At 71.5% G+C, this 25896-nt stretch carries 25 protein-coding genes; 14 read left to right on the top strand and 11 right to left on the bottom strand.

Translation table 11 applies throughout. The features are described 5' to 3' along the window. The first annotated feature begins 7 nt into the window (after positions 1-7). On the top strand, positions 8-862 hold the full coding sequence (locus tag ACIQTP_RS04060; protein ID WP_403395982.1) for a DUF4429 domain-containing protein: 855 nt from the start codon (positions 8-10) through the stop codon (positions 860-862). A 21-nt stretch (positions 863-883) separates the two neighbouring features. Here the strand turns inward: ACIQTP_RS04060 and ACIQTP_RS04055 are convergent, their stop codons facing one another. Both ACIQTP_RS04055 and ACIQTP_RS04050 read right to left on the bottom strand, forming a co-directional pair. Continuing rightward, a complete protein-coding gene (locus ACIQTP_RS04055) occupies positions 884-1900 on the bottom strand; it encodes an aldo/keto reductase (RefSeq protein WP_403395980.1) in 1017 nt (338 codons plus the stop codon). Beyond that, the gene (locus ACIQTP_RS04050; RefSeq protein ID WP_402036678.1) at positions 1897-2385 is read right to left on the bottom strand and encodes a MerR family transcriptional regulator; all 489 of its coding nucleotides are present in this window, start codon (positions 2383-2385) and stop codon (positions 1897-1899) included. The genes ACIQTP_RS04055 and ACIQTP_RS04050 overlap by 4 nt, the downstream gene beginning before the upstream one ends. 132 nt (positions 2386-2517) lie before the next feature. Here ACIQTP_RS04050 and ACIQTP_RS04045 point away from each other — a divergent pair, with 132 nt between their 5' ends. Next, a complete protein-coding gene (locus ACIQTP_RS04045) occupies positions 2518-2994 on the top strand; it encodes a GNAT family N-acetyltransferase (RefSeq protein ID WP_403395976.1) in 477 nt (158 codons plus the stop codon). A 19-nt stretch (positions 2995-3013) separates the two neighbouring features. Then, positions 3014-3838: a serine hydrolase domain-containing protein gene (locus ACIQTP_RS04040; protein WP_403395973.1), complete on the top strand. Its 825-nt coding sequence runs from the start codon at positions 3014-3016 to the stop codon at positions 3836-3838. Positions 3839-4087: 249 nt separating this feature from the next. On the opposite strand, the gene ACIQTP_RS04035 is transcribed toward ACIQTP_RS04040, so the two are convergent. Next, positions 4088-4747: a pirin family protein gene (locus ACIQTP_RS04035; protein ID WP_403395971.1), complete on the bottom strand. Its 660-nt coding sequence runs from the start codon at positions 4745-4747 to the stop codon at positions 4088-4090. A gap of 132 nt (positions 4748-4879) precedes the next feature. Between ACIQTP_RS04035 and fasR the strand changes: the two genes are divergently transcribed. The 5 genes from fasR to fabF all read left to right on the top strand — a co-directional run bounded on the left by fasR (position 4880) and on the right by fabF (position 9851). Further along, positions 4880-6085, top strand: a complete 1206-nt coding sequence (gene fasR, locus ACIQTP_RS04030; protein ID WP_067369466.1) for a fatty acid biosynthesis transcriptional regulator FasR — start codon at positions 4880-4882, stop codon at positions 6083-6085. Between the two features lie 89 nt (positions 6086-6174). Next, complete coding sequence (locus ACIQTP_RS04025) at positions 6175-7101, top strand: ACP S-malonyltransferase (protein ID WP_403395970.1); 927 nt, start codon at positions 6175-6177, stop codon at positions 7099-7101. A gap of 14 nt (positions 7102-7115) precedes the next feature. After that, complete coding sequence (locus tag ACIQTP_RS04020) at positions 7116-8147, top strand: ketoacyl-ACP synthase III (RefSeq protein WP_403395968.1); 1032 nt, start codon at positions 7116-7118, stop codon at positions 8145-8147. Positions 8148-8224: 77 nt separating this feature from the next. Continuing rightward, complete coding sequence (locus ACIQTP_RS04015; protein WP_028800941.1) at positions 8225-8473, top strand: acyl carrier protein; 249 nt, start codon at positions 8225-8227, stop codon at positions 8471-8473. A 106-nt stretch (positions 8474-8579) separates the two neighbouring features. Then, the gene (gene fabF / locus ACIQTP_RS04010; RefSeq protein ID WP_403395966.1) at positions 8580-9851 is read left to right on the top strand and encodes a beta-ketoacyl-ACP synthase II; all 1272 of its coding nucleotides are present in this window, start codon (positions 8580-8582) and stop codon (positions 9849-9851) included. 169 nt (positions 9852-10020) lie between these two features. Here fabF and ACIQTP_RS04005 read toward each other — a convergent pair whose 3' ends face one another. Beyond that, positions 10021-10515, bottom strand: a complete 495-nt coding sequence (locus ACIQTP_RS04005) for a DUF3145 domain-containing protein (protein WP_402036662.1) — start codon at positions 10513-10515, stop codon at positions 10021-10023. Between the two features lie 269 nt (positions 10516-10784). Here ACIQTP_RS04005 and ACIQTP_RS04000 point away from each other — a divergent pair, with 269 nt between their 5' ends. Together ACIQTP_RS04000 and ACIQTP_RS03995 are read left to right on the top strand one after the other, a co-directional pair. Further along, positions 10785-11684 (top strand): SGNH/GDSL hydrolase family protein, encoded by a 900-nt coding sequence (locus ACIQTP_RS04000; protein WP_403395964.1) that lies wholly within the window; start codon positions 10785-10787, stop codon positions 11682-11684. Positions 11685-11807: 123 nt separating this feature from the next. Then, entirely contained in the window at positions 11808-12788 is a 981-nt protein-coding gene (locus ACIQTP_RS03995; protein ID WP_403395962.1) for an aldose epimerase family protein, read from the top strand. Between the two features lie 21 nt (positions 12789-12809). Here ACIQTP_RS03995 and ACIQTP_RS03990 read toward each other — a convergent pair whose 3' ends face one another. Beyond that, complete coding sequence (locus ACIQTP_RS03990) at positions 12810-13706, bottom strand: hypothetical protein (protein ID WP_403395960.1); 897 nt, start codon at positions 13704-13706, stop codon at positions 12810-12812. Between the two features lie 126 nt (positions 13707-13832). Next, the gene (locus ACIQTP_RS03985; protein WP_403395958.1) at positions 13833-16319 is read right to left on the bottom strand and encodes a glycoside hydrolase family 3 protein; all 2487 of its coding nucleotides are present in this window, start codon (positions 16317-16319) and stop codon (positions 13833-13835) included. A gap of 102 nt (positions 16320-16421) precedes the next feature. Here ACIQTP_RS03985 and ACIQTP_RS03980 point away from each other — a divergent pair, with 102 nt between their 5' ends. Further along, positions 16422-16997, top strand: coding sequence for a TetR/AcrR family transcriptional regulator (locus tag ACIQTP_RS03980; RefSeq protein WP_403396099.1), 576 nt, complete (start codon positions 16422-16424; stop codon positions 16995-16997). Between the two features lie 9 nt (positions 16998-17006). Here the strand turns inward: ACIQTP_RS03980 and ACIQTP_RS03975 are convergent, their stop codons facing one another. The 3 genes from ACIQTP_RS03975 to ACIQTP_RS03965 are packed head-to-tail and all read right to left on the bottom strand — an operon-like array spanning position 17007 to position 18602. Next, on the bottom strand, positions 17007-17336 hold the full coding sequence (locus ACIQTP_RS03975) for a YrdB family protein (RefSeq protein ID WP_403395956.1): 330 nt from the start codon (positions 17334-17336) through the stop codon (positions 17007-17009). Between the two features lie 25 nt (positions 17337-17361). Further along, complete coding sequence (locus tag ACIQTP_RS03970) at positions 17362-17778, bottom strand: RidA family protein (protein ID WP_403395954.1); 417 nt, start codon at positions 17776-17778, stop codon at positions 17362-17364. An 11-nt stretch (positions 17779-17789) separates the two neighbouring features. Beyond that, complete coding sequence (locus ACIQTP_RS03965; protein WP_403395952.1) at positions 17790-18602, bottom strand: NAD(P)-dependent oxidoreductase; 813 nt, start codon at positions 18600-18602, stop codon at positions 17790-17792. Between the two features lie 49 nt (positions 18603-18651). On the opposite strand from ACIQTP_RS03965, the gene ACIQTP_RS03960 reads away from it, so the two are divergent. Together ACIQTP_RS03960 and ACIQTP_RS03955 are read left to right on the top strand one after the other, a co-directional pair. Continuing rightward, positions 18652-19584, top strand: a complete 933-nt coding sequence (locus ACIQTP_RS03960; RefSeq protein ID WP_403395950.1) for a LysR family transcriptional regulator — start codon at positions 18652-18654, stop codon at positions 19582-19584. A gap of 130 nt (positions 19585-19714) precedes the next feature. Next, positions 19715-20968, top strand: coding sequence for a pyroglutamyl peptidase (locus ACIQTP_RS03955; RefSeq protein WP_403395948.1), 1254 nt, complete (start codon positions 19715-19717; stop codon positions 20966-20968). A 39-nt stretch (positions 20969-21007) separates the two neighbouring features. On the opposite strand, the gene ACIQTP_RS03950 is transcribed toward ACIQTP_RS03955, so the two are convergent. Both ACIQTP_RS03950 and ACIQTP_RS03945 read right to left on the bottom strand, forming a co-directional pair. Continuing rightward, positions 21008-21823, bottom strand: coding sequence for an EI24 domain-containing protein (locus ACIQTP_RS03950; protein WP_403395946.1), 816 nt, complete (start codon positions 21821-21823; stop codon positions 21008-21010). A 320-nt stretch (positions 21824-22143) separates the two neighbouring features. Beyond that, complete coding sequence (locus ACIQTP_RS03945; RefSeq protein WP_403395943.1) at positions 22144-23025, bottom strand: hypothetical protein; 882 nt, start codon at positions 23023-23025, stop codon at positions 22144-22146. 273 nt (positions 23026-23298) lie between these two features. Here ACIQTP_RS03945 and ACIQTP_RS03940 point away from each other — a divergent pair, with 273 nt between their 5' ends. Next, a complete protein-coding gene (locus tag ACIQTP_RS03940; protein ID WP_403395941.1) occupies positions 23299-25848 on the top strand; it encodes a M14 family zinc carboxypeptidase in 2550 nt (849 codons plus the stop codon). Positions 25849-25896 lie beyond the last annotated feature (48 nt).

The following is a 25896-nucleotide window of genomic DNA, read 5'->3' as shown; positions in this document are numbered from 1 at the left end:
GGCCCGCATGGGTGACGTACTGGCCGGATTTCATGCCGCCTGGGAGTTCGAGTCCGACTCCGTGCTCATCCGCTTCGAACGGGGGATCCGTTCGCCGAAGCTGTTCCAGGCGCTCGGCGAAAGGCGTATCCCCCTGGAGGCGATAGCGGGGGTCACACTGACGCCGGGCAAGCGCGGAACGGTCGTCCTGCACGCCGTGCCGCGAGCGGGCGCCGATCCGCTGATGGAGGCGGCCGCGGGACAGCTGAAGGAAGGCGGCGACCCCTATCGGCTGGTGCTGCCGGCCGACCGGGAGACCCTCGCCGAGTACTACGCGGACGAACTGCGCGCCGCGCTCACCGAGGACGCCGAACCGCCCGAGCGCTACCTCGTAGCGCCGCCCGAGGCGCCGCTCCACTTCAAGGCGTACGACGGGAAGGCCTCCTTCGACGGCAGGGCGGTGTCCTTCCGCTGGTTCTGGACGGGCGCGTCCTCCGCCAAGTGGAAGGCCGGCGACCAGAGCTTCCCGGTCACCGGCCTCAGCGGGGTCGAGTGGCGCTCCCCCGAGGTCTTCGAGGGCCATCTGCGGCTACTGCGGCGCGAGCCCGCCGCCGCACAGCCCGCCCAGGCGGACCAGGACCCGGCGGCCGTCGTCTTCGGCCTCGGTTACGGCCCCGTCCACGAGTCCCTCCCGTTCGCCGCGTCGGTCCTCGCGGCCGTACGGGCCTCGGGTCCCGCCCCGGTGACCGCGGCCGCGGCTCCCCGCCGCGACCCGGCCGACATCGCCGACCGCATCCGCCACCTCGGCGAACTCCACCAGGCGGGCCTGGTCACGGACGAGGAGTTCACGACGAAGAAGGCGGAACTGCTGGCCGAGCTCTGACGTCGGCTGCGCGGCGCGGCTCTACTCCCGCCCCGCCGACGAGAACGACATGTCCGCGTACCGCTCCCCCGCCACCTTCGAGGCGATCGGCTCCAGCACCGCCAACTCGTCCTCCGTCAGGACAATCCGTGTGGCCGCGGTGTTCTCCTCGACCCGGCTGCGCCTGCGCGTGCCCGGGATCGGCACCACCGGCAACCCGAGCAACGACGCCTGCTGCTGCACCCAGGCCAGCGCGATCTGTCCCAGCGACGCCCCGTGCGCCTGGGCGACCGCACGCACCGGCTCCAGCAGCGCGGCGTTGGCGGCCGCGTTGTCGCCGGTGAAGCGCGGCATCGTACGGCGGAAGTCGTCCGAGGTCAGATCCTGGTCGGCGTCGACGAACGAACCGGTGAGGAAACCGCGCCCGAGCGGCGAGTACGGCACCAGGGCGACGCCCAGCTCACGGACCGCCGGCACCACGCCCGCCTCGATGTCCCGGCTGAACAGCGACCACTCCGACTGCAGCGCCGTGATCGGGTGCACGGCGTGCGCGGCGCGCAGCTCCCCGCCGGTGACCTCGCTCAGCCCGAGGTGCTTGACCTTGCCCTCGCGCACCAGCTCGGCCATCGCGGCGACGGTCTCCTCGATGGGAATGTTCACGTCACGGCGGTGCATGTAGTAGAGGTCGATCACCTCGACGTCCAGCCGCCGCAGGCTCCCCTCGACCGCCTGGCGGATGTACGGCGTGTCGTTGCGGATGACCCGCTTCGTCGGCTCGGCGGGATCACGGAAGATGCCGAACTTCGTGGCGAGGACCACCTCGTCGCGGTGCGCCTTGATGAAGGGCGAGATGAACTTCTCGTTCTCCCCCAGGCCGTACACGTCCGCCGTGTCGAAGAGCGTGACGCCGAGTTCCAGCGCCCGTTCCAGGGTGGCCCGGGCCTCGTCGGCGTCCGTGGGCCCGTACGCGAAGCTCATGCCCATGCAGCCGAGGCCCTGCACTCCGACCTCGGGGCCGCCGGTGCCCAGTGCCACGTTCGCGATCCTGCTGTCCGTCATCGGGACCTCTCCGACGCCAGGGCACGCCCGGCGTCCGCATAGAAACTGATCTTGTGGTCGAGAACCGCCAGGGTGTCCTGGAGTTCGGCGATCCGCGCCTTGACGTCGCGGCGGGTCGCCTCCAGGAGCTCGAAGCGCGCGAGGTAGGTGTCGTCCCCCGCGCGCACCAGCTCCGCGTACCGGACCATGTCGGCGACCGGCATACCGGTCAGCCGTAGCTTGCCGACGAGGTCGAGCCAGTCCAGGTCGCGGTTGCTGTAGCGGCGCTGGCCGGTGTGCGAGCGGTCGATGTGCGGCATCAGCCCGATCCGCTCGTACCAGCGCAGGGTGTGCGCGGTGAGGCCGGTGAAGGCGACGACCTCGCTGATCGTGTAGTTGTCCTGGCCGTCCGGGCGCCGGTGCCGGTGGGGCGGGGCGGCGCAGTCCCGGGTGCGCGTACTGGTGCCGGTCTCGGCGCCCTCGGCCGTGGTCTCCATCACCGTCATGACCTCCACGCTAAAACCTTCGAGTGCACTCGAAGCAAGCGGATTCGGGTGAGAACCCGTACGGCACCGTCCGACGGACGCCCGCCGAAATTACGGAGACGTGCGCGGGGCACCCTGGCTACCGTGCGGATCATGAGTCTCGTACGCCGTGCCGTGCCCGCGGACGCCGAGGAAGTGCTGCGCCTGCGCCAGGTGATGATCGACTCGGTCTTCGCCTCCGCCGGCCCCTCGTCCACCGAGTGGCACGCCCGGTCCCTCCCGACCGTACGCGGCAGGCTCGCCGACCCCGACGGGGACTTCGCGGCCTTCGTCGTCGACGATCCCGACCGGCCCGGCGCTCTCGCGGCGCTCGTCGCGGGGACGATCGAGTACCGGATCGGGCGTGCGGGCAATCCGCAGGGCGCGGTCGGGCACGTCTTCAGCGTCGCGACCGATCCGGACGCGCGGCGGCGGGGGTACGCGCGGGCGTGCATGGAAACGCTCCTCGACTGGTTCCGCGAGCGGAACGTCCCCCAGGTCGATCTCAACGCGTCCGCCGCGGCCGAGCCGCTGTACGCCTCGCTCGGATTCGTCCGCAAGCCCGACCCGTCGATGCGGCTGCAGCTGTGAGCCGCTTAGGCTCGTAGGCATGTCTTTGCAGAGCAGCCTGGCGTCGATCGAGAACTGGCCCGTTCCCACGGCGGCCGCGGCCGTCGTCCGCGCGGACGGGGCGGTGCTCGGGTCGCACGGCCTTGTCGATCACCGTTTCGCCCTCGCCTCGGTCACCAAGCCGCTGGCCGCGTACGCCGCGCTCGTCGCGTACGAGGAGGGGGCGATCGAGCTCGACGAGCCTGCCGGGCCGGCCGGTTCGACGGTTCGTCATCTCCTCGCGCACACCTCCGGGCTCGCGTTCGACGAGCACCGGGTGACAGCCGCGCCTGGGGAGCGGCGGTTGTACTCCAACGCCGGGTTCGAGGTGCTCGGGGACCATGTCGCCAAGGCGACCGACATTCCCTTCGGGGAGTATCTGCGGCAGGCGGTGCTGGAGCCGCTGGGGATGACGAGGACGTCGCTGGACGGCTCGCCCGCGAAGGACGGGGTGTCGACGGTGGCGGACCTGGTGCGTTTCGTGGCCGAGGTGCAGGTGCCGCGGCTGCTCGATCCGCGTACGGTCGTGGAGGCCATGACCGTCCAGTACCCCGGTACGAAGGGGGTGCTGCCCGGGTACGGCCACCAGAACCCCAACGACTGGGGGCTCGGCTTCGAGATCCGCGACTCCAAGTCCCCCCACTGGACGGGGGTTTCCTCCTCCCCCGGGACCTTCGGTCACTTCGGGCAGTCCGGTACGTTCCTGTGGATCGACCCGGTGGCGGGTGCGGGGTGCGTCGCCCTCACGGATCGGGCGTTCGGGCCCTGGGCGGCGGGTGCGTGGACGCCGTTCACGGACGCCGTACTGACAGCCCTACGAGGCTGATCCCACCGTTTTTCTCGCCCCCGCCGCCCCTACCCGTCCCATCCCCACCCGGGGGCTCCGCCCCCAAACCCCCAACGGCCTGAACGGCCTCGTCCTCAAACGCCGGACAGGCTGAAAGACACCGCCCGGGACGAGTGGGGCATCGGCCTCCGGCCTCATCCTCAAACGCCGGACGCCCCGAGGCCTCCAGGGGCGCGGGGAACTGCGCGACCAGGCCCCACCGGCCCGTGGCCGAAGAACTGTCCGGGGTCAGATCGTGGGGGTCATCTCCCACAGCAATAGTTCCGCGGGGGCTCCCGCCACCGCTTCCAGGTCCTTGGCGTCGGTGATGCGGGCCGCGTCACCGGGACCCAGTTCCTCTCCGTCCAGGAGTACTTCGCCCCGTACGACATGGACGTACACGAACCCGGCATCCGGCACCGCCGTGCGTTCGCCTGCCGCCAGGCGGCGCACGTGGAGCATCGCCCCGGCCTCGGGGACGGCGTACGGCGTGGAGTCCGCGATGCCGTGGACGACCTCGTAGGACGGTTCGCCGCCGGGTGACAGCGGGGCCAGCCACATCTGGACGAAGACGAGGGGGACCGAGCCGTCGTTGCGTTCCACGTGGCGGACGCCCCCCGCGGAGCTGAGGCGCTGGACGTCTCCGGGGCGGACCACCGACTCGTGGCCCGCCGAGTCGCGATGGGTCAGCTCCCCCTCCACCACCCACGTGACGATCTCGGTGTGGCTGTGCGGGTGCTCGTCGAAGCCGGCGCCGGGCGCGAGCCACTCCTCGTTGCAGGCGATCACCGCACCGAAGCGGAGGTTGTCGGGGTCGTAGTGCGGTCCGAAGGAGAAGGCGTGGAAGGAGGTGATCCCGGCGTCCGGGTCACCTCCGTGGTAGCGCTCGTCGTCGCGCCGTACGTCCATCAGATCCGCTCGTTCCGCCGTCGTCGCCGTACGTCCGTCACAACGGACACCGTAGACCCGCCCCAGGCCCTCCCCCCGCCTACTTGCGACCCGCCGCCGCACGTCTGCGTCCTGATAAGGCAGTCTTGTCCCGTGCCCGAACCCGAATCCAGCAACACCGAGCGCCCAGCGCACGACATCCACGCGCACTCAGCGACCCTGAAGCGGCTGGAGAAGTCCTCCGGCAGTCTCGCCGCCCAGGCCATCGCGCGGATGGACGAGACGCTGCCGTGGTACCGGGCCATGCCACCGGAGAACCGTTCCTGGATCGGGCTCGTCGCTCAGGCCGGTATCGCCGCCTTCACCGAGTGGTTCCGGCACCCGAACGCCCCGCAGGCCATCTCCACCGATGTGTTCGGGACCGCGCCACGCGAGCTGACCAGGGCGATCACCCTGCGGCAGACCGTGGAGATGGTGCGGACGACCATCGAGGTCATGGAGAGCGCGATCGACGAGGTCGCCGCCCCGGGAGACGAGTCCGTACTGCGCGAGGCGCTGCTCGTGTACGCCCGGGAGATCGCCTTCGCCACCGCCCAGGTGTACGCGCAGGCCGCCGAGGCGCGGGGCGCCTGGGACGCCCGCCTCGAATCGCTCGTCGTGAACGCCGTGCTCTCCGGCGAGGCCGACGAGGGTGCCGTCAGCCGGGCCGCCGCCCTCGGGTGGAACTCGCCCGAACATGTCTGCGTGGTGCTGGGTACGGCGCCCGACGGTGACAGCGAGCTGACGGTCGAGGCGATCCGGCGGGCGGCACGGCACGCCAAGCTGCAGGTGCTCACCGGTGTGCTCGGGGACCGGCTCGTGGTCATCGCGGGGGGTAACAACAATCCGCTCGGGGTCGCGAAGTCGTTGATCGGGCCGTATGCCGCCGGGCCCGTCGTCGCGGGGCCGATCGTGCCCGATCTGCTCGCCGCGACCCGCTCCGCGCAGGCCGCCGCAGCCGGGCTGAAGGCGTGTTTTGCCTGGCAGGACGCCCCGCGCCCGGTTCTGGCGGACGATCTGCTGCCGGAGCGCGCGATCGCCTCGGACCCCTCGGCCCGCGAGCAACTGGTGGAGGAGATCTACAGACCGCTCGAGGAGGCCGGCTCCGCGCTGCTGGAAACGCTCAGTGTCTATCTGGAACAGGCGAGCAGTCTCGAAGGCGCGGCCCGGATGCTCTTCGTTCACCCCAACACCGTGCGCTACCGGCTCCGACGTGTGACTGACGTCACCGGTTGGTCGCCTTCGGATGTACGATCCGCCTTCACACTACGGATCGCGTTGATCCTGGGGCGTCTGGCCGATGGGGATCCTCAAACCTAGGCTTTTGTCGGGGCTCTACAATTCCCCTTCGTGTTCTTCGTCCCTGTCCCCACGGGCGGCCGTGGCCGTCCACAAGAGAGAGTGTGAGAGTGCTCGTACTCGTCGCTCCCGGCCAGGGCGCTCAGACGCCTGGCTTCCTGACCCCTTGGCTCGATCTCCCCGGTGCCGCCGACCGCCTCGCCGCGTGGTCGGACGCCATCGGGCTCGACCTTGCCCGCTACGGCACGCAGGCAGACGCGGACGAGATCCGGGACACGGCTGTCGCGCAGCCGCTCCTGGTCGCGGCCGGTCTCCTCTCCGCCGCCGCGCTCGGTGACGTCGCCGACCTCGGCCCCGGTGCCGTCGCCGGTCACAGCGTCGGTGAGATCACCGCCGCCGCGTTCGCGGGCGTGCTCGACGCCACGGCCGCGCTGAAGCTCGTGCGCACCCGGGGTCTGGCGATGGCCGAGGCAGCCGCGATCACCGAGACCGGTATGTCGGCGCTGCTCGGCGGGGACCCCGAGACCACGGTCCCGCACCTGGAGAAGCTCGGTCTGACTCCGGCGAACGTGAACGGCGCGGGCCAGATCGTGGCCGCCGGCACGCTGGAGCAGCTGGCCGCCCTAGAGGCGGACAAGCCCGAGGGCGTCCGCCGCGTGGTGGCCCTGAAGGTCGCCGGCGCGTTCCACACGCACCACATGGCGCCCGCGGTCGAGACGCTGGCTCGGGCCGCCGAGGCCCTGAGCCCCGTGGACCCGAAGATCGCGTACGTCTCGAACAAGGACGGCAAGACCGTCACGACCGGCTCCGAGGTCGTGCAGCGACTGGTCGGCCAGGTCGCGAACCCGGTCCGCTGGGACCTGTGCATGGAGACCTTCCAGGAGCTCGGCGCGACCGCGCTGATCGAGGTCTGCCCGGGCGGCACCCTGACCGGGCTCGCCAAGCGCGCGCTGCCGGGTGTGAAGACCCTGGCGCTGAAGACCCCCGACGACCTCGACGCGGCTCGCGAGCTCATCGCCGAGCACGCCTCCGCCTAAGGAGCCGACAGAGCATGTCGAAGATCAGGCCCAGCAAGGGCGCCCCGTACGCGCGGATCCTGGGTGTGGGCGGCTACCGTCCCGTCCGGGTCGTGCCGAACGAGGTGATCCTCGAGACGATCGACTCCTCCGACGAGTGGATCCGCTCGCGCTCCGGCATCGAGACCCGGCACTGGGCCTCCGACGAGGAGACCGTCGCCGCGATGTCGATCGAGGCGTCCGGCAAGGCCATCGCCGACGCCGGGATCAACGCCGACCAGATCGGCGCCGTGGTCGTCTCGACCGTCTCGCACTTCAGCCAGACTCCGGCCGTCGCGACGGAGATCGCCGACAAGCTCGGCACACAGAAGGCCGCCGCCTTCGACATCTCGGCCGGCTGCGCGGGCTTCGGCTACGGCCTCACGCTCGCCAAGGGCATGATCGTCGAGGGTTCGGCGGAGTACGTCCTCGTCATCGGCGTGGAGCGGCTGTCCGACCTGACCGACCTGGAGGACCGTGCGACGGCCTTCCTGTTCGGTGACGGCGCGGGCGCGGTCGTCGTGGGCCCCTCCGAGGAGCCGCACATCGGCCCGACCGTGTGGGGCAGCGAGGGCGACAAGGCCGGCACGATCAAGCAGACCGTGCCGTGGGACCGTTACCGCATCGGCGACGTGTCGGAGCTTCCCCTCGACTCCAAGGGCGAGATCAAGTTCCCTGCGATCACGCAGGAGGGCCAGGCGGTGTTCCGCTGGGCCGTGTTCGAGATGGCGAAGGTCGCCCAGCAGGCGCTGGACGCGGCCGGAATCACCGCGGACGACCTGGACGTCTTCATTCCCCACCAGGCCAACGAGCGGATCATCGACTCGATGGTGAAGACGTTGAAACTGCCGCAGCACGTCACGGTCGCGCGTGACGTACGCACCACCGGCAACACCTCGGCCGCCTCGATCCCGCTCGCGATGGAGCGGCTTCTGGCGACCGGCGAGGCGAAGAGCGGCGACACCGCGCTCGTCATCGGCTTCGGGGCGGGTCTCGTGTACGCCGCGACGGTCGTTACCCTCCCCTAGGCACTCCGTGCCGGATCATCCGGTCCGTACGGAATACCGCCAACCCTCTCTGGATACACACCGAAGGAGCGCCTGACATGGCCGCCACTCAGGAAGAGATCGTCGAAGGTCTCGCCGAGATCGTGAACGAGATCGCCGGGATCCCCACCGAGGACGTCCAGCTGGACAAGTCCTTCACCGACGACCTGGACGTCGACTCGCTGTCCATGGTCGAGGTCGTCGTCGCCGCCGAAGAGCGCTTCGACGTCAAGATCCCGGACGACGACGTCAAGAACCTCAAGACCGTCGGCGACGCGACCGACTACATCCTCAAGCACCAGGCCTGATCCAGCGATCGGGCCCGGTTCGCCCTGGCCCGTCCGCTGATCAGTCCGTTGCCCCGCCACCCGGCGGTGGCGCCGCTGAATCCTCGTATTTGGAGAAAGAATTCCCGTGAGCTCGACCAATCGCACCGTGGTCGTCACCGGTATCGGCGCAACCACACCGCTGGGTGGCGACGCAGCCTCTACCTGGGAGGGCCTGGTCGCCGGCAAGTCCGGTGTCCGCGCCCTGGAGCAGGACTGGGCCGCCGACCAGGCGGTCCGTATCGCGGCACAGATCGCCGTGGAGCCGGGCGAGGTCATCCCCCGCCCGCAGGCCCGCCGTCTCGACCGCTCGGCGCAGTTCGCTCTGATCGCCGCCAAGGAAGCCTGGGCCGACGCCGGTTTCACCGACAAGGCCGGTGACGACGCCTCCATCGACCCGGACCGGCTCGGCACCGTCATCGCCTCCGGCATCGGTGGCGTGACGACCCTGCTCGACCAGTACGACGTGCTGAAGGAGAAGGGCGTACGCCGCGTCTCCCCGCACACCGTCCCCATGCTCATGCCGAACGGCCCGTCGGCCAACGTGGGCCTGCTCGTCGGCGCCCGCGCCGGCGTGCACACCCCCGTCTCCGCCTGCGCCTCGGGCGCCGAGGCCATCGGCTACGCCATCGAGATGATCCGCACCGGGCGCGCCGACGTCGTCGTCGCCGGTGGTACGGAGGCGGCGATCCACCCGCTGCCCATCGCCGCGTTCGGCAACATGATGGCGATGTCCAAGAACAACGACGACCCGCAGGGCGCCTCGCGTCCCTACGACGTCTCCCGTGACGGCTTCGTCCTCGGTGAGGGCGCCGGCGTCCTCGTCCTGGAGTCCGCCGAGCACGCCGCGGGGCGCGGCGCCCGGGTATACGCGGAGGCGGTCGGCCAGGGCATCTCCGCCGACGGCCACGACATCGTGCAGCCGGAGCCGGAGGGGCGTGGCATCTCCCGCGCCCTGCAGAACCTGCTCGACAACACCGACCTGGACCCGGCCGAGATCGTGCACGTGAACGCGCACGCGACCTCGACGCCCGCCGGTGACGTGGCGGAACTGAAGGCGCTGCGCAAGGTCTTCGGTGACGACGCCGACCACATGGCGGTCTCCGCGACCAAGTCGATGACCGGTCATCTCCTCGGTGGCGCGGGGGGTGTGGAGTCGGTGGCGTCGGTGCTGGCGCTGTACAACCGGATCGCTCCGCCGACCATCAACGTCGACAACCTCGACCCCGAGGCCGAGGCGAACGCCGACATCGTGCGCGGGGAGGCCCGCAAGCTGCCTGTCGAGGGCCGCATCGCCGCCCTGAACGACTCGTTCGGGTTCGGTGGGCACAACGTGGTGCTGGCGTTCCGTACGATCTGAATTGGGCCGTAGTCGTACTGAACCGGCGTGTGGCCCGGACTCCCTGTCGGAGTCCGGGCCACATCTGGTTGTCGGTCGGGGGCGGGTGAGGGCTGGTCGCGCAGTTCCCCGCGCCCCCCAAAGGGGCGCTCCTGCACAGGGCGCCTCGAAGAAGCCGTCCAAAAACCCGTCAGACCACCTGGTGGAGCCAGCGGACCGGAGCGCCTTCTCCCGCGTAGCGGAAGGGTTCCAGCTCGTCGTCCCAGGGCTTGCCCAGGAGCTTGGCGAGGTCGGACTCCAGGTCGCTCTCGCCGCGCTGGGAGCGCAGGAGGGCGGCGCGCAGGCGGTCCTCGGGGATCAGGATGTCGCCGTGGATTCCGGTGACGGCGTGGAAGATGCCCAGTTCGGGGGTGCAGCTGTAGCGCTCGCCCTCGGCCGTGGGGCAGGGCTCGGCGGTGACCTCGAAGCGCAGCATCTGCCAGCCGCGCAGCGCGGAGGCCATCTTGGAGGCGGTGCCGACCTCGCCCTTCCAGGAGAACTCGGATCTCCAGGTGCCCGGCGCGGCGGGCTGCCGGATCCAGTCGAGGTTGACGCGGGTACCGAGCACGCCCGCGACCGCCCACTCGACGTGCGGGCACAGCGCGCGGGGCGCGGAGTGCACGTAGAGAACTCCACGTGTCGTCACTGGGGCCTCCGGACAGAGCGAGACATCTTGTAACTTAGCGGAAAGGCAGTGGCAGGGCGGCCACGTGGCGAGGCTACCGTGCAGCGGCGCAAGGAGTGTGACGTACCGTCGGTCCCAGCGCTTAGAAACATTGAGGTTTCACCCAAGGGGACGCGGTGCGACCGGTCGTGTACTGCGGGGTGTCGGCCAACCGTGTCGCACGGGTGCTGGGCAATGGTGCTGGGCAATGGTGCTGAGTAATCGTGCTTGACGAACGAGGGGACCAGGGGATGCGTCACAGGAGTCACCGTTCTCGGGCCGTCCTCGCCCTCGCGTCGGCGGCGCTGCTGGGCGTCGCCGTCGCCGGCTGCGACGCCGTCGGTGACAACTCCCCGGCGCCCCGGGGGACGACCAAGGCGTTCCCGAAGCCGACCCCCACCTGGGACCGCAGCCCGAAGTCGATGGCCGCCGTCGGGGACTCCATCACCCGCGGCTTCGACGCGTGCACCGTGCTGTCCGACTGTCCGGAGGTGTCCTGGGCGACCGGCAGCGACACGAAGGTCAAGAGCCTCGCCGTACGGCTGCTCGGGCAGGCCGGGGCCGCCGAGCGCAGCTGGAACTACGCGGTGACCGGCGCCCGGATGGTGGATCTCCCCGACCAGATGGCACAGGCCGTCACGAACAAGCCGGAGCTGGTGACCGTGATGGCGGGCGCGAACGACGCCTGCCGCTCGTCGGTGTCGGCGATGACCTCCGTCGCCGACTTCCGCGCGGAGTTCGAGGACGCCATGGACACGCTGCGCGAGGCGCTGCCCAAGACCCAGGTGTACGTGTCGAGCGTGCCGGATCTGAAGCGGCTGTGGTCCGAGGGGCGGAGCAACCAGTTGGGCAAGCAGATCTGGAAGCTGGGCATCTGCCCCTCGATGCTGAGCGACGCGGACTCCCTGACCACGGCGGCGATGCGGCGGCGCACGACGGTGCAGGACCGGGTGGAGGCGTACAACCAGGTCCTGAAGGAGGTGTGCGCCAAGGACCAGCACTGCCGCTTCGACGGGGGCGCGGTCTTCGGCTACCGCTTCGGCACGGACCAGCTGAGCCACTGGGACTGGTTCCACCCGAGCAGGGACGGGCAGGCGCGGCTCGCGGAGATGGCCTATCGGGTGGTGACGGCGACGAAGCCGATGAGCTAGTGCCGCGGCAGGCAACGTTTGCCCGTCAAGGAGCGGCGTCCGGTGCGTGCTCTCGGCGTGCCGGCCGGAGGCCCTCGTACTGGACGTACTTGTCGTTCGTCTCCTTGGCCTAGGCTTTCGATCATGCACAGCGAATTCTTCGGCACTCTTCCCGACGGCACCCCGGTCCACCGCTGGACGCTGGAGCGCGCCGGGGCGCGGGTGCGGATCCTGACGTACGGCGGGATCGTCCAGTCGGTCGAGGTCCCGGACCGGGACGGGGTGCGCGCGGACGTGGTGCTGGGGTTCTCCGACCTCGACGGCTATCTGACGCACACGGGGCCGTACTTCGGGGCGCTGGTCGGGCGGTACGCGAACCGGATCGCCGGCGGCCGCTTCCTCCTCGACGGCCTCACCTATCACCTGGCGCAGAACAACCCGCCCAACTCCCTGCACGGCGGGGAACGCGGGTTCGACAAGCGGGTGTGGGACGCGGAGCCGGTCGATCACGGGCTGCGCCTCACCCGGGTCTCCCCGCACGGCGAGGAGGGCTTCCCGGGCCGTCTGGAGGTCTCGGCGACGTACACGCTGGACGAGGCGGGTGCGCTGGGGATCTCGTACGAGGCGGTCACGGACGCGCCGACCGTGGTGAACCTGACGAACCACACGTACTGGAACCTGGCCGGTACGGGCAACGCGGGCGGCCATGAACTCCGGCTGGACGCCTCGCGGTTGACGCCGGTGGACGCCGACCTGATCCCCACCGGGGCACTGGACGCCGTCGACGGGACACGGTTCGACTTCCGTACGGCGCGGAAGATCGGCGCCTGCTACGACCACAACTTCGTGCTCGACAAGGGGCTCACGGAGACCGCCGTCGAGGTCGCCGAGGTGCACGACCCGTCCTCCGGGCGGACGCTGACGGTCGCGACCACCGAACCCGGGCTCCAGCTGTACACCGCGGAGCACCTGAGCGACCCCTTCGCCCCCGGCGACGGCGTCGCGCTGGAGACCCAGCACTTCCCCGACTCCCCCAACCGGCCCGAGTTCCCGAGCACGGAACTGCGGCCGGGCGGGGTGTACCGGTCAAAGACCGTGTACGGGTTCGGCGTCCGCGGCCGGTAACCTGCGACCGGCGACCGACCGTCAGACGCTGTCGCCGCGCATCCGCTTGGTGGCCCTGCCCAGCAGGGTCATCGCGCCGAGGCAGAGCGCGACCACCACGGCGCCGATCAGCGCGGGAAGCGGGGCCTTGCCCTTGATCCCCTCGACGAGCACGGTGGTGGCCAGCACCATGATGATCGAGTACAGGCTCCGGCCGACCCTGGCACCGGCCGGGATCACCCGCAGCAGCTGCGGGATCGTCGTGGCGGCGGCGATGCCCATGCCGAACGGGATGAACGCGCCGAGCACCAGGGCGCCGAAGCCGAACGAGTTGCCGTACGCGCCCCATCCGGCGCCCTTGTAGAGCAGATAGCCGGCGGCGCCGAAGGACAGCAGGACGAGTACGCCGTTGAGGTACGCGGCGAGGGTGGCGGCCTTGCGGGCGCCCGGCAGATGCGCGGCCGGGGAGCGCCAGGCGTCCGGGGTGATCAGCCGCAGCTGCTGCTTGAGGACCCGCATCCGTGTCATGGCGAAGAGACCGACGGCCACGGCGACCAGTCCGACGGCCGTGGCCGCGAAGCCGATCGGTGTCCGCGTGATGCCGTAGTGGGCGCCGCCGAAGGTCAGCGGGATGCCGAGGACGAAGCCGTACGCGTACGTCTTCGCCTGCTGCTGGATGCGCACCACCAGCTGTCGCTGGTCGGGGGTGAGGCTGGGGTCCAGCCGCATCTCGCCCTCGCCCAGGTGCTGTTGGGGGGCCTGGGGCTGCTGCTGGTACTGAGGAGGGGCGGGTGGATAGGGCTGGTACGGCTGCTGCGGCTGTTGCGGGTGGCCCTGCTGAGGCGGGTACGGGCCCTGCTGCGGCGGCGGGTAGTAGGGCTGCTGCCCCTGATACGGCCCCTGCGGTGGGTACGGGCCTGGCTGCTGACCTGGGTACATGCGTTGTTCTCCCCCGAACCGGCGTGTTCCGGCCCGCGAGTCTGCCACAGGTGGCCGAGAACCGACGAGCCCCGGTCCGGATGTCAGGTTCCGGACCGGGGCTGCTCGGGGTGGACTCGTCCCGCGTCAGACGTTAATCGTCCCCGCGACCCGACGGTCGCTGATCGAGCGACCCGCCGCAACCTCGTACGAACCCTTCACAAACACCCAGGCTCCGGTGCTCTCGTCCCAGACCTCGAAGGCCCGGCGCGGGAGTACGAGGACGACGTCGACGCTCTCGCCGGGGCCCGCCTCGACGCCCGCGAAGGCGGCGAGCCATCGGGCCGGACGCTCGGCGTCGGCCTCGACGGGCGCCAGATAGACCTGGACGACCTCGCGCCCGGGACGCGCACCGGAGTTGCGGACACGGACCGTGGCCGTCGTACCCGAACCGGAACCGCCGTCGCCGTCGCCGCCGAGCTCGATCGACTCGTACGTCCAGTCGGTGTAGCCGAGGCCGTGTCCGAAGGCGTACGAGGGGGTCCTGCCCTCCTTCTCCCAGGCGCGGTAGCCGATGAACACGCCCTCGGTGTAGGGGAGTTCGCCGTCGGCCGGGACCACTTGGGAGACCGGGGCGGCCGTGAGGGAGCCCCAGGTGGTGGGCAGCCGGCCGCCGGGCTCGTGGGCGCCCGTGAGGACGTCGGCGAGGGCGGCGCCGCCTTCCTGGCCGGGGAACCAGCTGAGGAGTACCGCCGCGACCTCCTCGCGCCACGGCAGCTCGACCGGGGAACCGGCGTTGACGACCACGACGGTGTGGGGGTTGGCGGCGGCGACGGCGTGCACCAACTCGTCCTGACGGCCGGGCAGTCGGAGGTTCTTGCGGTCGAAGCCCTCGGACTCGACGCGGTCGGTGGTGGCGACCACGACGACGGCGGTGTCGGCGGCGCGGGCGGCTTCGACGGCCTCGGCGATGAGTTCGTCGGGGTCGCGGCGCGGGTCCTGGTGGGCGAGCGCGAAGCCGATCATCTTCAGCGGCGCGCCCTCGGGCACGACGATGACGTGCCGCAGCGCCACCCCGTACGTCTCACCGGCGACGAGATCCACCTGGGCACGCTCGACGGGGGCGCCGAAGAACGCCTCGAAGGGGTCGTCCGCCGTGCTGCGCTGGATGCCGTCGAAGTGGACCGTGCCGTCGACGGTGAGCGTGAACGCGCCGAGGCCCTTGATACCGAGGGTGTGGGTGCCGCTCTCGCGCGGGGTGAAGGTGCCGGTCAGCTCGACGCTGTGGAGAGTGGCGTGGGTGACGCCCTCGGGGAGGTCGTTACCCATCCACTGGATCTGGCCGCCCGGGACGGAGCCGGTGCCGATGACCGTGCCGGCCCGGTCGCGGCAGACGGCCCGCAGGGTGAACCCCTTGTCGGCGACGGCGAGTTCCTCGTTCGGGTCGGCGCCGACCGCGTACGTGAGGCTGCCCTCGGGGAGGGCGGCGGTGAGGCCGTCGAGGGGCGGGACGACCCGGGAGGGGAAGACGGTGGCGGAGCCGCCGCCGAGGACGCGGGCGTCGCGGGCGGCGGCACCGATCAGGGCGACCTTGTGCCCTTCGCCGGGCCCTTCGCCATGCCCTTCCCCGAGCGGAAGAGCCCCTTCGTTGCGCACGAGGACGAAGGAGCGGCGGGCGATCTCGCGGGCCAGGGCCTCGCCGTCCACGGCCTGGGGCGGTTCGGGGACGACCGGCTCGGCGCCCTCCAGGATGCCGACGCGGGCGGCGAGCCGCAGGACGTTGCGGACGGCCTCGTCGACCTTGGCCTCCTCGACCTCGCCCGCGCGGACGGCGGCGGCGAGCGCCTCCCCGTACACGGTCCGGGGGCCGGGCATGGCGACGTCGAGGCCGCCCTCGATGGCGCCGGCCGTGGCGCGGGCGGCGGTCCAGTCGGAGACGTTGAAGCCGTCGAAGCCCCACTCGCCGCGCAGGATCTCGTTCACGAGGTGGTGGTGCTCGGTCATCGTGGTGCCGTTGACCGAGTTGTAGGCGGTCATGATGCCCCAGGGGTGGGCGTTGGCGACGATCGCCTCGAAGGGCGCCAGGTACAGCTCGCGCAGGGCGCGTTCGGAGAGCAGGTTGTTCACCGTGAAGCGGTCGGTCTCGGCGTCGTTGGCGACGAAGTGCTTGACGGTGGTGCCGACGCCGCCCGACTGGACGCCCTGGACATAGCCGGAGCCGATCTCGCCGGTCAGGTACGGGTCCTCGCTGTACGCCTCGAAGTGACGGCCGCCGAGCGGGGAGCGGTGCAGGTTGACGGTGGGCGCGAGCAGGACGTGGACCTGCTTGCGGCGGGCCTCCTGGGCGAGCAGGACACCGGCCCGGCGGGCGAGGCCAGGGTCCCAGGTGGCGGCGAGCGCGGTCGGTGAGGGGAGCGCGATCGACGGGTCGTCGGCGGTCCAGTGGACGCCGCGGACACCGATCGGGCCGTCGGACATGACGAGCGACTTGAGGCCGATCTCGGGCAGCGCGGGCAGCGACCACATGTCCTGCCCGGCGAGCAGCCTCGTCTTCGCGTCCAGGTCCAGCTTGCCGAGTGCCGCCTCGACGACCGCCTCGCGGGCCTCGTCGGCCGGTGTGCGCGTTCCCGCCATCGCGGTGCCTCCTCATTGAGTCCGTTCCGTGCGTCCATCCTGCATCCATTGCCTGTAGGGCAGTAGGTTTCGTTATTTCTTCGTTATATTGAGCGGGTGCGCATGCCGTACGGTGACGCCATGAGCACCAGGGCCAGAAGTGAGGAGCGGCGCGCCGAGATCGTCCGGGCGGCCCTGGAGGTGATCGCCGAGCGCGGCTACCGGGGCGCGAGCATGGCGTCGGTCGCGGAGCGCGTGGGGCTGACCCAGCAGGGGCTGCTGCACTACTTCCCGACGAAGGACGCGCTGCTCGTCGCGGTGCTCAAGGAGCGGGACCAGTGGGACGCCGTGCCCGACACCCGGTGGCGGGTCGACCTGCTCGCCTCACTGGTCGAGTACAACGCCATGCGGCCCGGGATCATCCAGACGTTCTCGGCGCTGCTCGGCGAGAGCGTCACCGAGGGGCATCCGGCGCGCGAGTACTTCACCGAGCGGTACGCGCGGGTGCGCGCGAGCATGGCGGCGGTCCTGCGCGCCGAGTACGGGGAGCGGCTGCCGAACGGGCTCACGCCGGAACGCACCGCTCCGCTGCTGGTGGCGGTGATGGACGGCCTCCAGTTCCAGTGGCTCCTGGACCCGGAGTCGGTGGACATGCCGGGGGCGTTCCGGGACTTTCTGGCATTGCTGGGCGAGGGCTGAACTCCCCTGCTACTGGCGCCAGACGACGGCCAGCGTCTTGCTCGCCGCGCAGACGGCGGCGAAGGCGATCGCCCACCCGTAGGCCCCGGCGAGGGCCAGCGCGGCCACGCCGGCCCCGAACCAGAGCAGTTCGAACCCTGCGCGGACCGCGCCGCGCGTCTTGTACGACGCCTTCTGCGAGCCGAACAGCGCCCACAGCGTGATGAGTACGGCCGGGGCGCCCAGGCCGAGGAGCCAGGTCAGCGGCGTCGCCGCGTCGCGGGTGAAGCCCCAGTACCCGACGGCCGCGAGGGCGCCGAGTTCGATGAGGAAGAGGACGCCCAGGTTCGCTGCCTTCATGGGCGGCAGTATCACCCGGAAGGGATCACTCCGGCCCGTGTGCGTCACGCGGGGCCGGTACGGCCGGTACGGCGGCCACGACCTCGATCTCGATGAGCGCCTCCGGCTTGAAGAGACGGGAGACCTCGAAGGTCATGCTGGTGGGCGGGGCGCCGGTGAGGTACTGGGCGCGTACGGCACCGTAGGCGGGGAGTTGGGTGATGTCCGTCAGATACGTACGGATGTTGATGACGTCCGCCAGGCCCGCCCCGTGCGCCCCCAGCAGGGCGTCGATGGTCTCGAAGACACCGCGGCTCTGTTCGGCGAGGTCGGCGCCGTCCGCGACCTGTCCGGAGAGGTACAACAGGGCCCCCGCGCCCGGCAGTTCGACCCGTGCGACCTGGGAGTAGTAGCCGTTGGCGGGCCCCGGCGCCGACGGCGGGTTGTCGAACGTGATCTGCATGGGAGGCCCTCTCAGGCGGAGCGGCGGATGCGTTCGACGGCCTTCGCGATGTCCGCGCCGGCGACGTCGGGATCGGCGGCGGCGCGCTTGAAGTGCTCCGACACCGCTTCGAGTACGGGGAGTTCGGCGACCTTCGTGGCGAGGGCGACGTCCTTGGCGGCGAGCGCGGTGGCGAAGTACACGTCCTCGGCGAAGGCGCGGCCGGCGGCGCCGCCGAGCGGGCCGTTCGTGAGCGCGGTGCGCGCCACGTTCTCGTCGATACCGAGCTTGTCCGCGAGGGCCATGGTCTCGGCGACGAGGGCGACCCCGCCGAGCAGGGCCGTGTTGACGATGAGCTTGAGGGCGGCGCCGGAGCCGAGCGGGCCGGTGCGGGTGACGGTGCCGAGGTGGGCGAGCACCTGCTCGACGCCCGACACATCGCCGCCCGCGAGGATGCCGAGCTGCCCGGCGGCCGCCTTGTCGGTGCTGCCCGCCACGGGCGCGTCGAGGAACGTCACGCCCTCCCCGATCCGGGCGGCGAGTTCCTTGACCACGTCGGGGCCGACGGTCGACATCTCCACCCAGGTGGTGCCCTTGCGCAGCTCCGGCACGATGGCGTCCGCGACCGCGTCGAGCGCGGCCGGGTTGGCGAGCATGGTGATCACCACGTCCGCGTCCCGTACGGCCTCGGCCGGGGACGCGGCGAGGGTGGCGCCCTTGGCGACCAGCGGCTCGGCCTTCTCGGCGGTGCGGTTCCAGACGGTCAGCGGGAATCCCGCGGCAAGGAGTCGGCCCGCCATCGCGGCGCCCATGTGCCCGAGCCCGAGGAATGCGATCTTTTCCATGCCTTCGACGCTAGGCGGGCACACGTGATGCGACAAGCGAATGTCTAGCATGGCTCTCATGCTCAACCCGCATGCCGTACCCGACCTCTCCACCACCTGGCTACGGGTCTTCCTGGAGGTCGCCCGGCACGGTTCGTTCACGGTGGCCGCGCGGGCCCTCGGCTGGACGCAGTCCGCGGTGTCCCGGCAGATCTCCTCATTGGAGTCGGCGCTCGGCGGGGCCCCGCTCTTCGACCGGCTGCCCCGGGGCGTACGGCTGACGGAGGCCGGACGGGTCCTCGTGCCGCACGCCGAGGCGGTGGTCGAGCGGCTGCACGGCGCGAACCGCGAACTGGCCGCGCTGCGACGGGTCGCGGTCGGCCGGCTGCGCTTCGGCGCGTTCGCCACGGCCGACGCCGCGCTCGTACCCCGTGCCATCGCCGCGTTCCGCGGGCGCCATCCGGGGGTGCGGCTCACCCGCGAGGAGGGCCTGACGCCCGTGCTCCTGGAGCGGCTCTCCGCGGGCGGCCTCGACCTGGCGATCGTCTCCACGACGGGCCGCGCCCCGCTGGACCCGTACACCCTGCACCACCTCCTCGACGAGTCCCTGTACGTCGCCGTCCCCACCGACCATCCGCTCGCCGCCGAGCCCTCCGTCCGCCTCCCCCAACTCGCCGACGCCGACTGGATATCCGGCTCCGCCCGCCCCGAGGGCACCCTTCTGGACGCGGCCCTGCGGCACGGCTTCCGCCCGCGCGTCGCACACGTCGTGGCCGAGTGGACGGCCAAGCAGGGGTACGTCGCCGCCGGGCTCGGGGTGACCCTGGTCCCGGCGCTCGCCGCCGAGTCCGTACGCCCGGACATCGCGCTGCTTCCGGTACGCGACGAGGAGGCACCGGCGCGGGCGGTGTACGCGGCGACGGTGCGGGGCCGGTCACTGGGACCGGCGGCGCAGGCGTTCCTGGGGGCACTGCGGGAGGCGGCAACCCGCCTGCCCGCCTGAGCCACCCGCCGCCCGGGCCGCTCGAGCCGCTTCGGCCGCCGGTGCCACACCTCATGGCGTACGTCCCCTCCGTCACGCGATACTGCGGCCGTCCGGCAGCACCCCGCGGCGACGGAAGGCATGAACTCCCTTGACATACATACGCGTTCGGATCGGCATAGGCGTACTCGGGCTGGCCCTGGTGGGCGGCCTGGCCGCGGCGCCCACCGCGTCGGCGGCAGCGGCGGCCCCCGCCACCGTCGAGGAACAGCGCCTCGACCAGGCCGCTCCCCAGGAGATCCTGCGGCGCTCCGGATTCGACACGGTGGCCCCCGGGTTCGCGCGGGCGCTGGAGCGGGCGGGCTCGTTCGGGCAGGCCGAGCGTGTCGTCGTACGGCAGGGGGCACGGCTGTGGCAGCGGGCCGTCGACCGGGCGCAGGGGCGGGGCCCCGCGGGCGGCGACCTGAGCCGGGACGACGACCGGCCGCTGTACTGGGCGCGGCTGGGCATGACGCGCGAAATACGGCAGTGGGAGCCCGAGTTCGGTCTCACCGACGCACAACGCGCCGGACTGCTGGACGAGTTGGAGGAGAACTCGCGCGGCGAGAACGCCATCCGCTATCCGCGCGCCAAGGGCGTGAAGCGGATCCTGCTCACCGGGTTCGACCCGTTCACGCTGGACCGCGACGTCCGGATCTCCAACCCGTCCGGGGCCACCGCCCTCGCCCTGGACGGCACGACGATCCAGACCGCGGACGGCCCGGCGCGCATCGAGACCGCCGTGTTCCCGGTCCGCTGGCAGGACTTCGCCGAGGGCACGGTGGAGCGGACGCTGCGCCGCCAGCTCCCGCGCGTGGATCTGTTCACCACGGTGAGCCAGGGCCGCGTCGGCCGTTTCGACGTGGAGCGGACCAACGGGGCCTGGCGGGGCGGCTTCCCGGACAACGAGAACGTCTCCCGCACCGAGACGGTCCCCGTCACCGACCCGGCCTCGCAGCCGCAATGGACGTCGACGACGCTCCCCTACGCGCGGATCGTGGCCGCGGCCACGGGCCGTTTCCCCGTGTACGACCACACCTCGGTGACCGAGATCCCGGCGGGAGGCACCGATCCGGTCGTACGCCCCGACGGGCCGACCCCGGGTTCGACGGCGCGCGCCGGGGGCGGCGGGGACTATCTCTCCAACGAGATCGCCTATCGCGCGACGTTGCTGCGCGACCGCCTCGGACTGCACGACAGCCTGCCCGGCGGGCATGTCCACACGCCCGTACTGCAGTTCGGCACGGGTAACACGGACCCGGCGACGGGGACCGTCACGGACCCCGAGTTCGTTCAGAACCGGCTGGACATCATCGCCCAGGTGCGGGCGATCGTGACGGTGGCCATCGGGGGGACGGGGCGATAACGACGAGGACCGTGATGACGGCCAGGGCGAGGGTCCCGGTCACGCGGCGGTGCGTTGTTCGTGGTCGTCGTGGTTGCCGTGGTTGTCGTGGTCGTCGTCCGGGTCGCCCGTTTCCTCCTCCAGCAGGTCGCGGGCCATCAGTGTGGCGCCCGCGACCGCGCCCGGCATCAGGAAGACGGCGACGAACGGGACCAGGAAGGCGAGGCCCAGCGGGGTGCCGAAGCCCCAGACCAGCGTCTTGCGGGAGCGGAGCAGGGTGAGGCGGTCGCGGAGGTCGACGCCCCGGCGCTGGAGGGCGACCGCGGTCAGTTCCTCCGTGAGGAAGAAGCCGGTGACGAAGAAGCCGAGCACGGGGACGACGGTCTGGCCGATGAACGGGAGGAAGCCGAGGGCGAAGAGGAGGACGCCCCAGACGGCGGCCCGCACGAGGATGCGGAGGCTGTCTCGCGCGGAGATCCACAGCTCGCGCCAGAGCGGGAGGCCCGACTCCGGGGCCGTGCCGTCCGGGGAGACGTCCCTGTCGACCGTCTCCGAGAGGGACTCGTAGAAGGGCTGGCCGATGAGGAGGGTGACGGCGGTGAAGGTGAGGACGGCGAGGAGGAGGGCGAGGGCGAAGAGTACGACGGTGAGGAAGCCGCGGAAGAGGGCCGGCCAGGGGGTGGACCAGTCATCGGCGAAGGGGGTGGACCAGGTGACGAAGTCCTCGCCGTACAGGGCGAGGGTGACGAGCGCTGCGGCGTACAGCACGAGGGTGATCAGGCCCGGCAGCAGTCCGAATCCGTACTGCTTCCCGTGCCGTGCCACCCATCGCTGGCCCTGTATGAGATAACCGAACCCCGCCCCGAGATCACGCATACCCCGAACTTTACCGGCGGTTTCCTCGCCCCCGCCGCCCCTACCCGTCCCATCCCAGGGGCTCCGCCCCTTCCACCCCGCCGGGGCTGCGCCCCGGACCCCCGTCGGCCTGAACGGCCTCGTCCTCAATCGCCGGACAGGCTGAAAGACGCGCACAGCGCCCACCCGGGTCCCCTAGGGGCGCGGGGAACTGCGCGACCAGCCCCCACCGGGCCGCGGCCGAACGAATCCGGGTGGGCGGGGGATGTGGGGGCGCAGCCCCCGCCCCCGCCGGCCTGCGGCCGAAGGCGGGAGGCGGAAGGCGGGAGGCGGAGACCCGGCTACGTCGGAGTCACCGCCACCACAAGCCCCCGCTCCGCCGCAGGCGACACCGCCGCGGACACCCGCACCGCCACCGCCCGAGCCACCCGCCCCGTCCGTGACGCCGACGCCAGGAGCAGGGGCTGTAGGTGTTCGAGGCCGGAGACCAGGAACTCCTCGCCGGCGACCAGCACCGGCCGCACCGCGTTCGTCGTGGCCGCCGCCGCCTCCGTGAGGTCGGCGAGCGGCGGCAGCGCGGCCCGCACCACCCCCACCCCCGCCGCTGCCGCCCGCTCGGCCAGCGCCACCTGAAGCGGCAGCAAAGGAGCCAGGGCTGAAGTCAACGCGTCGGCGATACGGCGGAGTTCGGGCGACGAGTCGCGCAACACGTCCGCCGCCGCCCGTATCACCGGCGTCAACGCGAGCAACGCCCCCGCCGCCACCCCGGCCACCGCGGGCAGTAACGGCGACCCCGCCTCCATCAGGTCCCCCAACGCGTCCGCCGCCTCCTGCACCGCGGGCTCCACCGCGTCGAGGATCGGCAGCAGACTGTCCCCCAGCGCGGCCAGCAACGCCTGCGCGGGCCGGCTCACGGGATGCACCGCGAGCGGCGCCCCGGTCGTCCCGAGCCGCGTCAGCGTGTCCACGATCCGGTAGAACGCCTCCTGCGCCTGCGGAGACGCGCTCGCCTCCGCCAGCTCCGCCGTCGTCTCCCGGAGCACACGCAGCGCCTCCGCCCCCGACCCGTCCCGGGGGTCGAAGGTGTTGAGGGCGATTCTGGTGATGTTCCCGGCCGTGTCGAGGAGTTGGCCGGTGATGTCGGTCGTGCTGCGCGCCACGCGCAGCACGTCATCCCTGCTGGGGATGCTGGGGATGCTGGGAAGCGACGGAATCGGGGACATGAGCCCTCCTGGCCACGCACGGCACCTCGCCACCTGGACCCGCCCGCCGGCCTCCTGTGGCGTCCTATGGCCTCAGCATGCCCCCTCCCGCCCGTCGGCGATGCCCCATCCGTGGCATCCATGGCGTCCAGCGGGGCCACCGCGGCCCCAACGCCCTCTTGTTGCGGAAGAGTCGAACAGGTACACCTCGCCCTACCGACCCGTACGCCCTATCGACCCCGTACGTCCTACCGACCCGTACCGATCTCAGGCCCCCCACCGGAGGTACGACGCGTGCGCCTACCGAGACCCGTCCTGATCGCCACTGTCCTCACCGCCGCGACCGGATCGCTTCTCCTCGCCCCGCACAGCGCCACCGCGGACCGCGAACCCCCCGTCCGCGAAGGGGCGGACCAGCCGCAGGGTGCCGCCAAGGCTCCGGCGAACGCCGCCCGCAACGCCCTCACCAGTCCCGTCACCGACCTGTCCGACTCCGGCCTCGACTCCACCCGCCGTGGCTATCCGCGTGAGCAGGTCCTCTCCCCCGATCCGGAGAACCCGGCGGACAAGTCCATCAAGCTGGGCCTCACCCCGTACCACGCCATCGCCCCGAAGCTGAACGCGCTTCAACAGCTCGGCGACCGTGTCAGCGTGGAGGTCGCGGGCCGCTCGGCCGGCGGTCACCGGCTCTATCTGGTCACCGTCACCGCCCCGGAGTCCGCCCGCCAGTCCCTCGGCCAGGAGCGGATGCGCGAGCTGATCGAGAACGCGCCGCGGGCGGCGGCGAAGGACCCGGCCGTCAAGGCGTCGTACAAGACACCGGTCTTCTTCGACAACAACATCCACGGCAACGAGTGGGAGGGCACCGACGCCGCCCTCGGGCTCATCGAGCGGCTCGCGAGCGCGAAGGACGCTCGGACGAGCGACCTCCTCGCCCACAACCGTCTCTACTTCAACATCACGGCGAACCCGGACGGCCGGATCGCGGGCACCCGCGCCAACGCCAACGGCTTCGATCTGAACCGGGACTTCATCACCGCCTCGCAGCCCGAGACGCGCGCGATCCGCCAGATCGCCATCGACAAGCAGCCGGCCGTGATGCTCGACCTGCACGGGTACGTCAACGGCACCCTGATCGAGCCGACGACCCCGCCGCACGGCGAGAACTACGAGTACGACCTCTTCCTCAAGAACACCTACGCCAACGCCCTCGGCATGGAGGCCGCCGTCAACGGCCTCGGCCACACCCCCGCGAAGGACGGTGTCGAGCCCGTCCAGATCCCCTTCCGCGACCAGCAGGAGGGCTGGGACGACTGGCCGCCGATCTTCACTCCCCAGTACCAGGCGTTCCACGGCGCGGTCGCCGCGCACACCGTGGAGATCCCGCTGACGGTGAACGACTCGGCGTACGACACCCTGCCCGTGGCCGAACTCCGGCGCAGGGCCGCCATCAACGTGGACGTGGCCGGCGCGGCCATGCGCGCGACCCTCGCCTACGCCCAGAACCACCGCGCCTCGATCATCGCCGACCAGATCGAGGTCTTCCGGCGTGGCGCGACGGGCGCGGCCCAGGTGCCGGTCTCGGCGGAAACCGTGCCGGGGGTGCCGGGCATCGGTCCCGAGGACGTCTACACGACCGACTTCCCGCGTGCCTACGTGATCCCGGCGGGCGGCGCCCAGCGTTCGGCGACGGCCGCCGCCCGCCTCGTCGACCACCTCCTTGCCAACGACGTCCGCGTCACGCGCGCGACCCGTGACTTCCGGCTGGCCGGACGGTCGTACGCGAAGGGTTCGTACGTCGTCGACCTGCACCAGCCCAAACGCGGTCTGGCCAATGTGATGCTGGCCGACGGGCGGGACATCAGTGACAAGGTGTCGGTGATGTACGACATCTCGGGCTGGAGTCTGGGGCGGTTGTGGGGTGCGACGGTCGTGCCCGTACGGAGCGGGGGGTTGTCGGCCGTGGCCGCCCGCCGGGTCGAAGCCGCCGCACAGGTCGGGTACGTCGCCCCGCGCGGCGATCTGCGTCTGCGTCTCGACACCCCGCAGGAGATCGCCGCCCTCAACTCCCTTCTCCAGCAGAGGGTTTCGGTACGGCAGCTCGCGGACGGCGGTGTCGTCGTGCCGGGCTCGGCGCGGGCGCGGGCCGCCGATCTCGCCCGTACGTACGACGTGGCCTTCGATGCGACGAAGGCGACCGGGGGCGGGCGGGGAACTCCTCTGCACCGCGTCCGCGTCGCCGCGGCCGTCACCCCGGGTGAGCTCTTCGCGCTGCGGGAGATGAAGTTCGACGTCGTGCCGGTGTCGACGGCCGTCCTGAACGCGGGCTTCGACTGGTCCACGGTGCAGGCGCTGTTCGTGTCGTCGGGGCTCGACCACGCCCGTTTGAACGCGGGAGCGCGGGCGGCGCTGGACACCTTCCTCCACACTCACGGTCTCGTCGGCCGCGGAGCCGTCGGAGCCGCGCTCAACTCGGCGGCCGGGCTGCTGGCGGTGCGGCCGGTGGAGGGCAACGGTGACGCCAACGGTGTGGTGCGGGTGGTGAATTCGGGCGGGCCGCTCACCGCGGACGCGCCCGACCACGGCTTCGTCTACGCGCCGGTCTGGTTCACCGATCTCGGCCCCGGGGTGCGCGTCGAGCAGGCGTACGCGCCGGGCAATCCGCTCGTCTCCGGCCACTGGCGCCCGCTGGCCGACGGGACGGGAGGGCCTACGGCCGCCGGCGGCCGGGCCGCTGTCGTCAGCGGTCCGCATGCCGTGCTCTTCGGTACGGAACCGCTCTTCCGCGACCACCCCAAGGGGGAGTTCCCCCAGGTGGGAAGGGCACTGCTGACCGTCTCGTAGGACACTGCCGACCGTCTCTCACGACAGACGGAGGCCGCACCCCACGTC

It is taken from the genome of Streptomyces sp. NPDC090798 (assembly GCF_044768965.1).
Classification (GTDB): Bacteria; Actinomycetota; Actinomycetes; order Streptomycetales; family Streptomycetaceae; genus Streptomyces.
The sequence above is the reverse complement of the archived record's forward strand: the minus strand, read 5'-3'. Positions and strand labels throughout refer to the sequence as shown.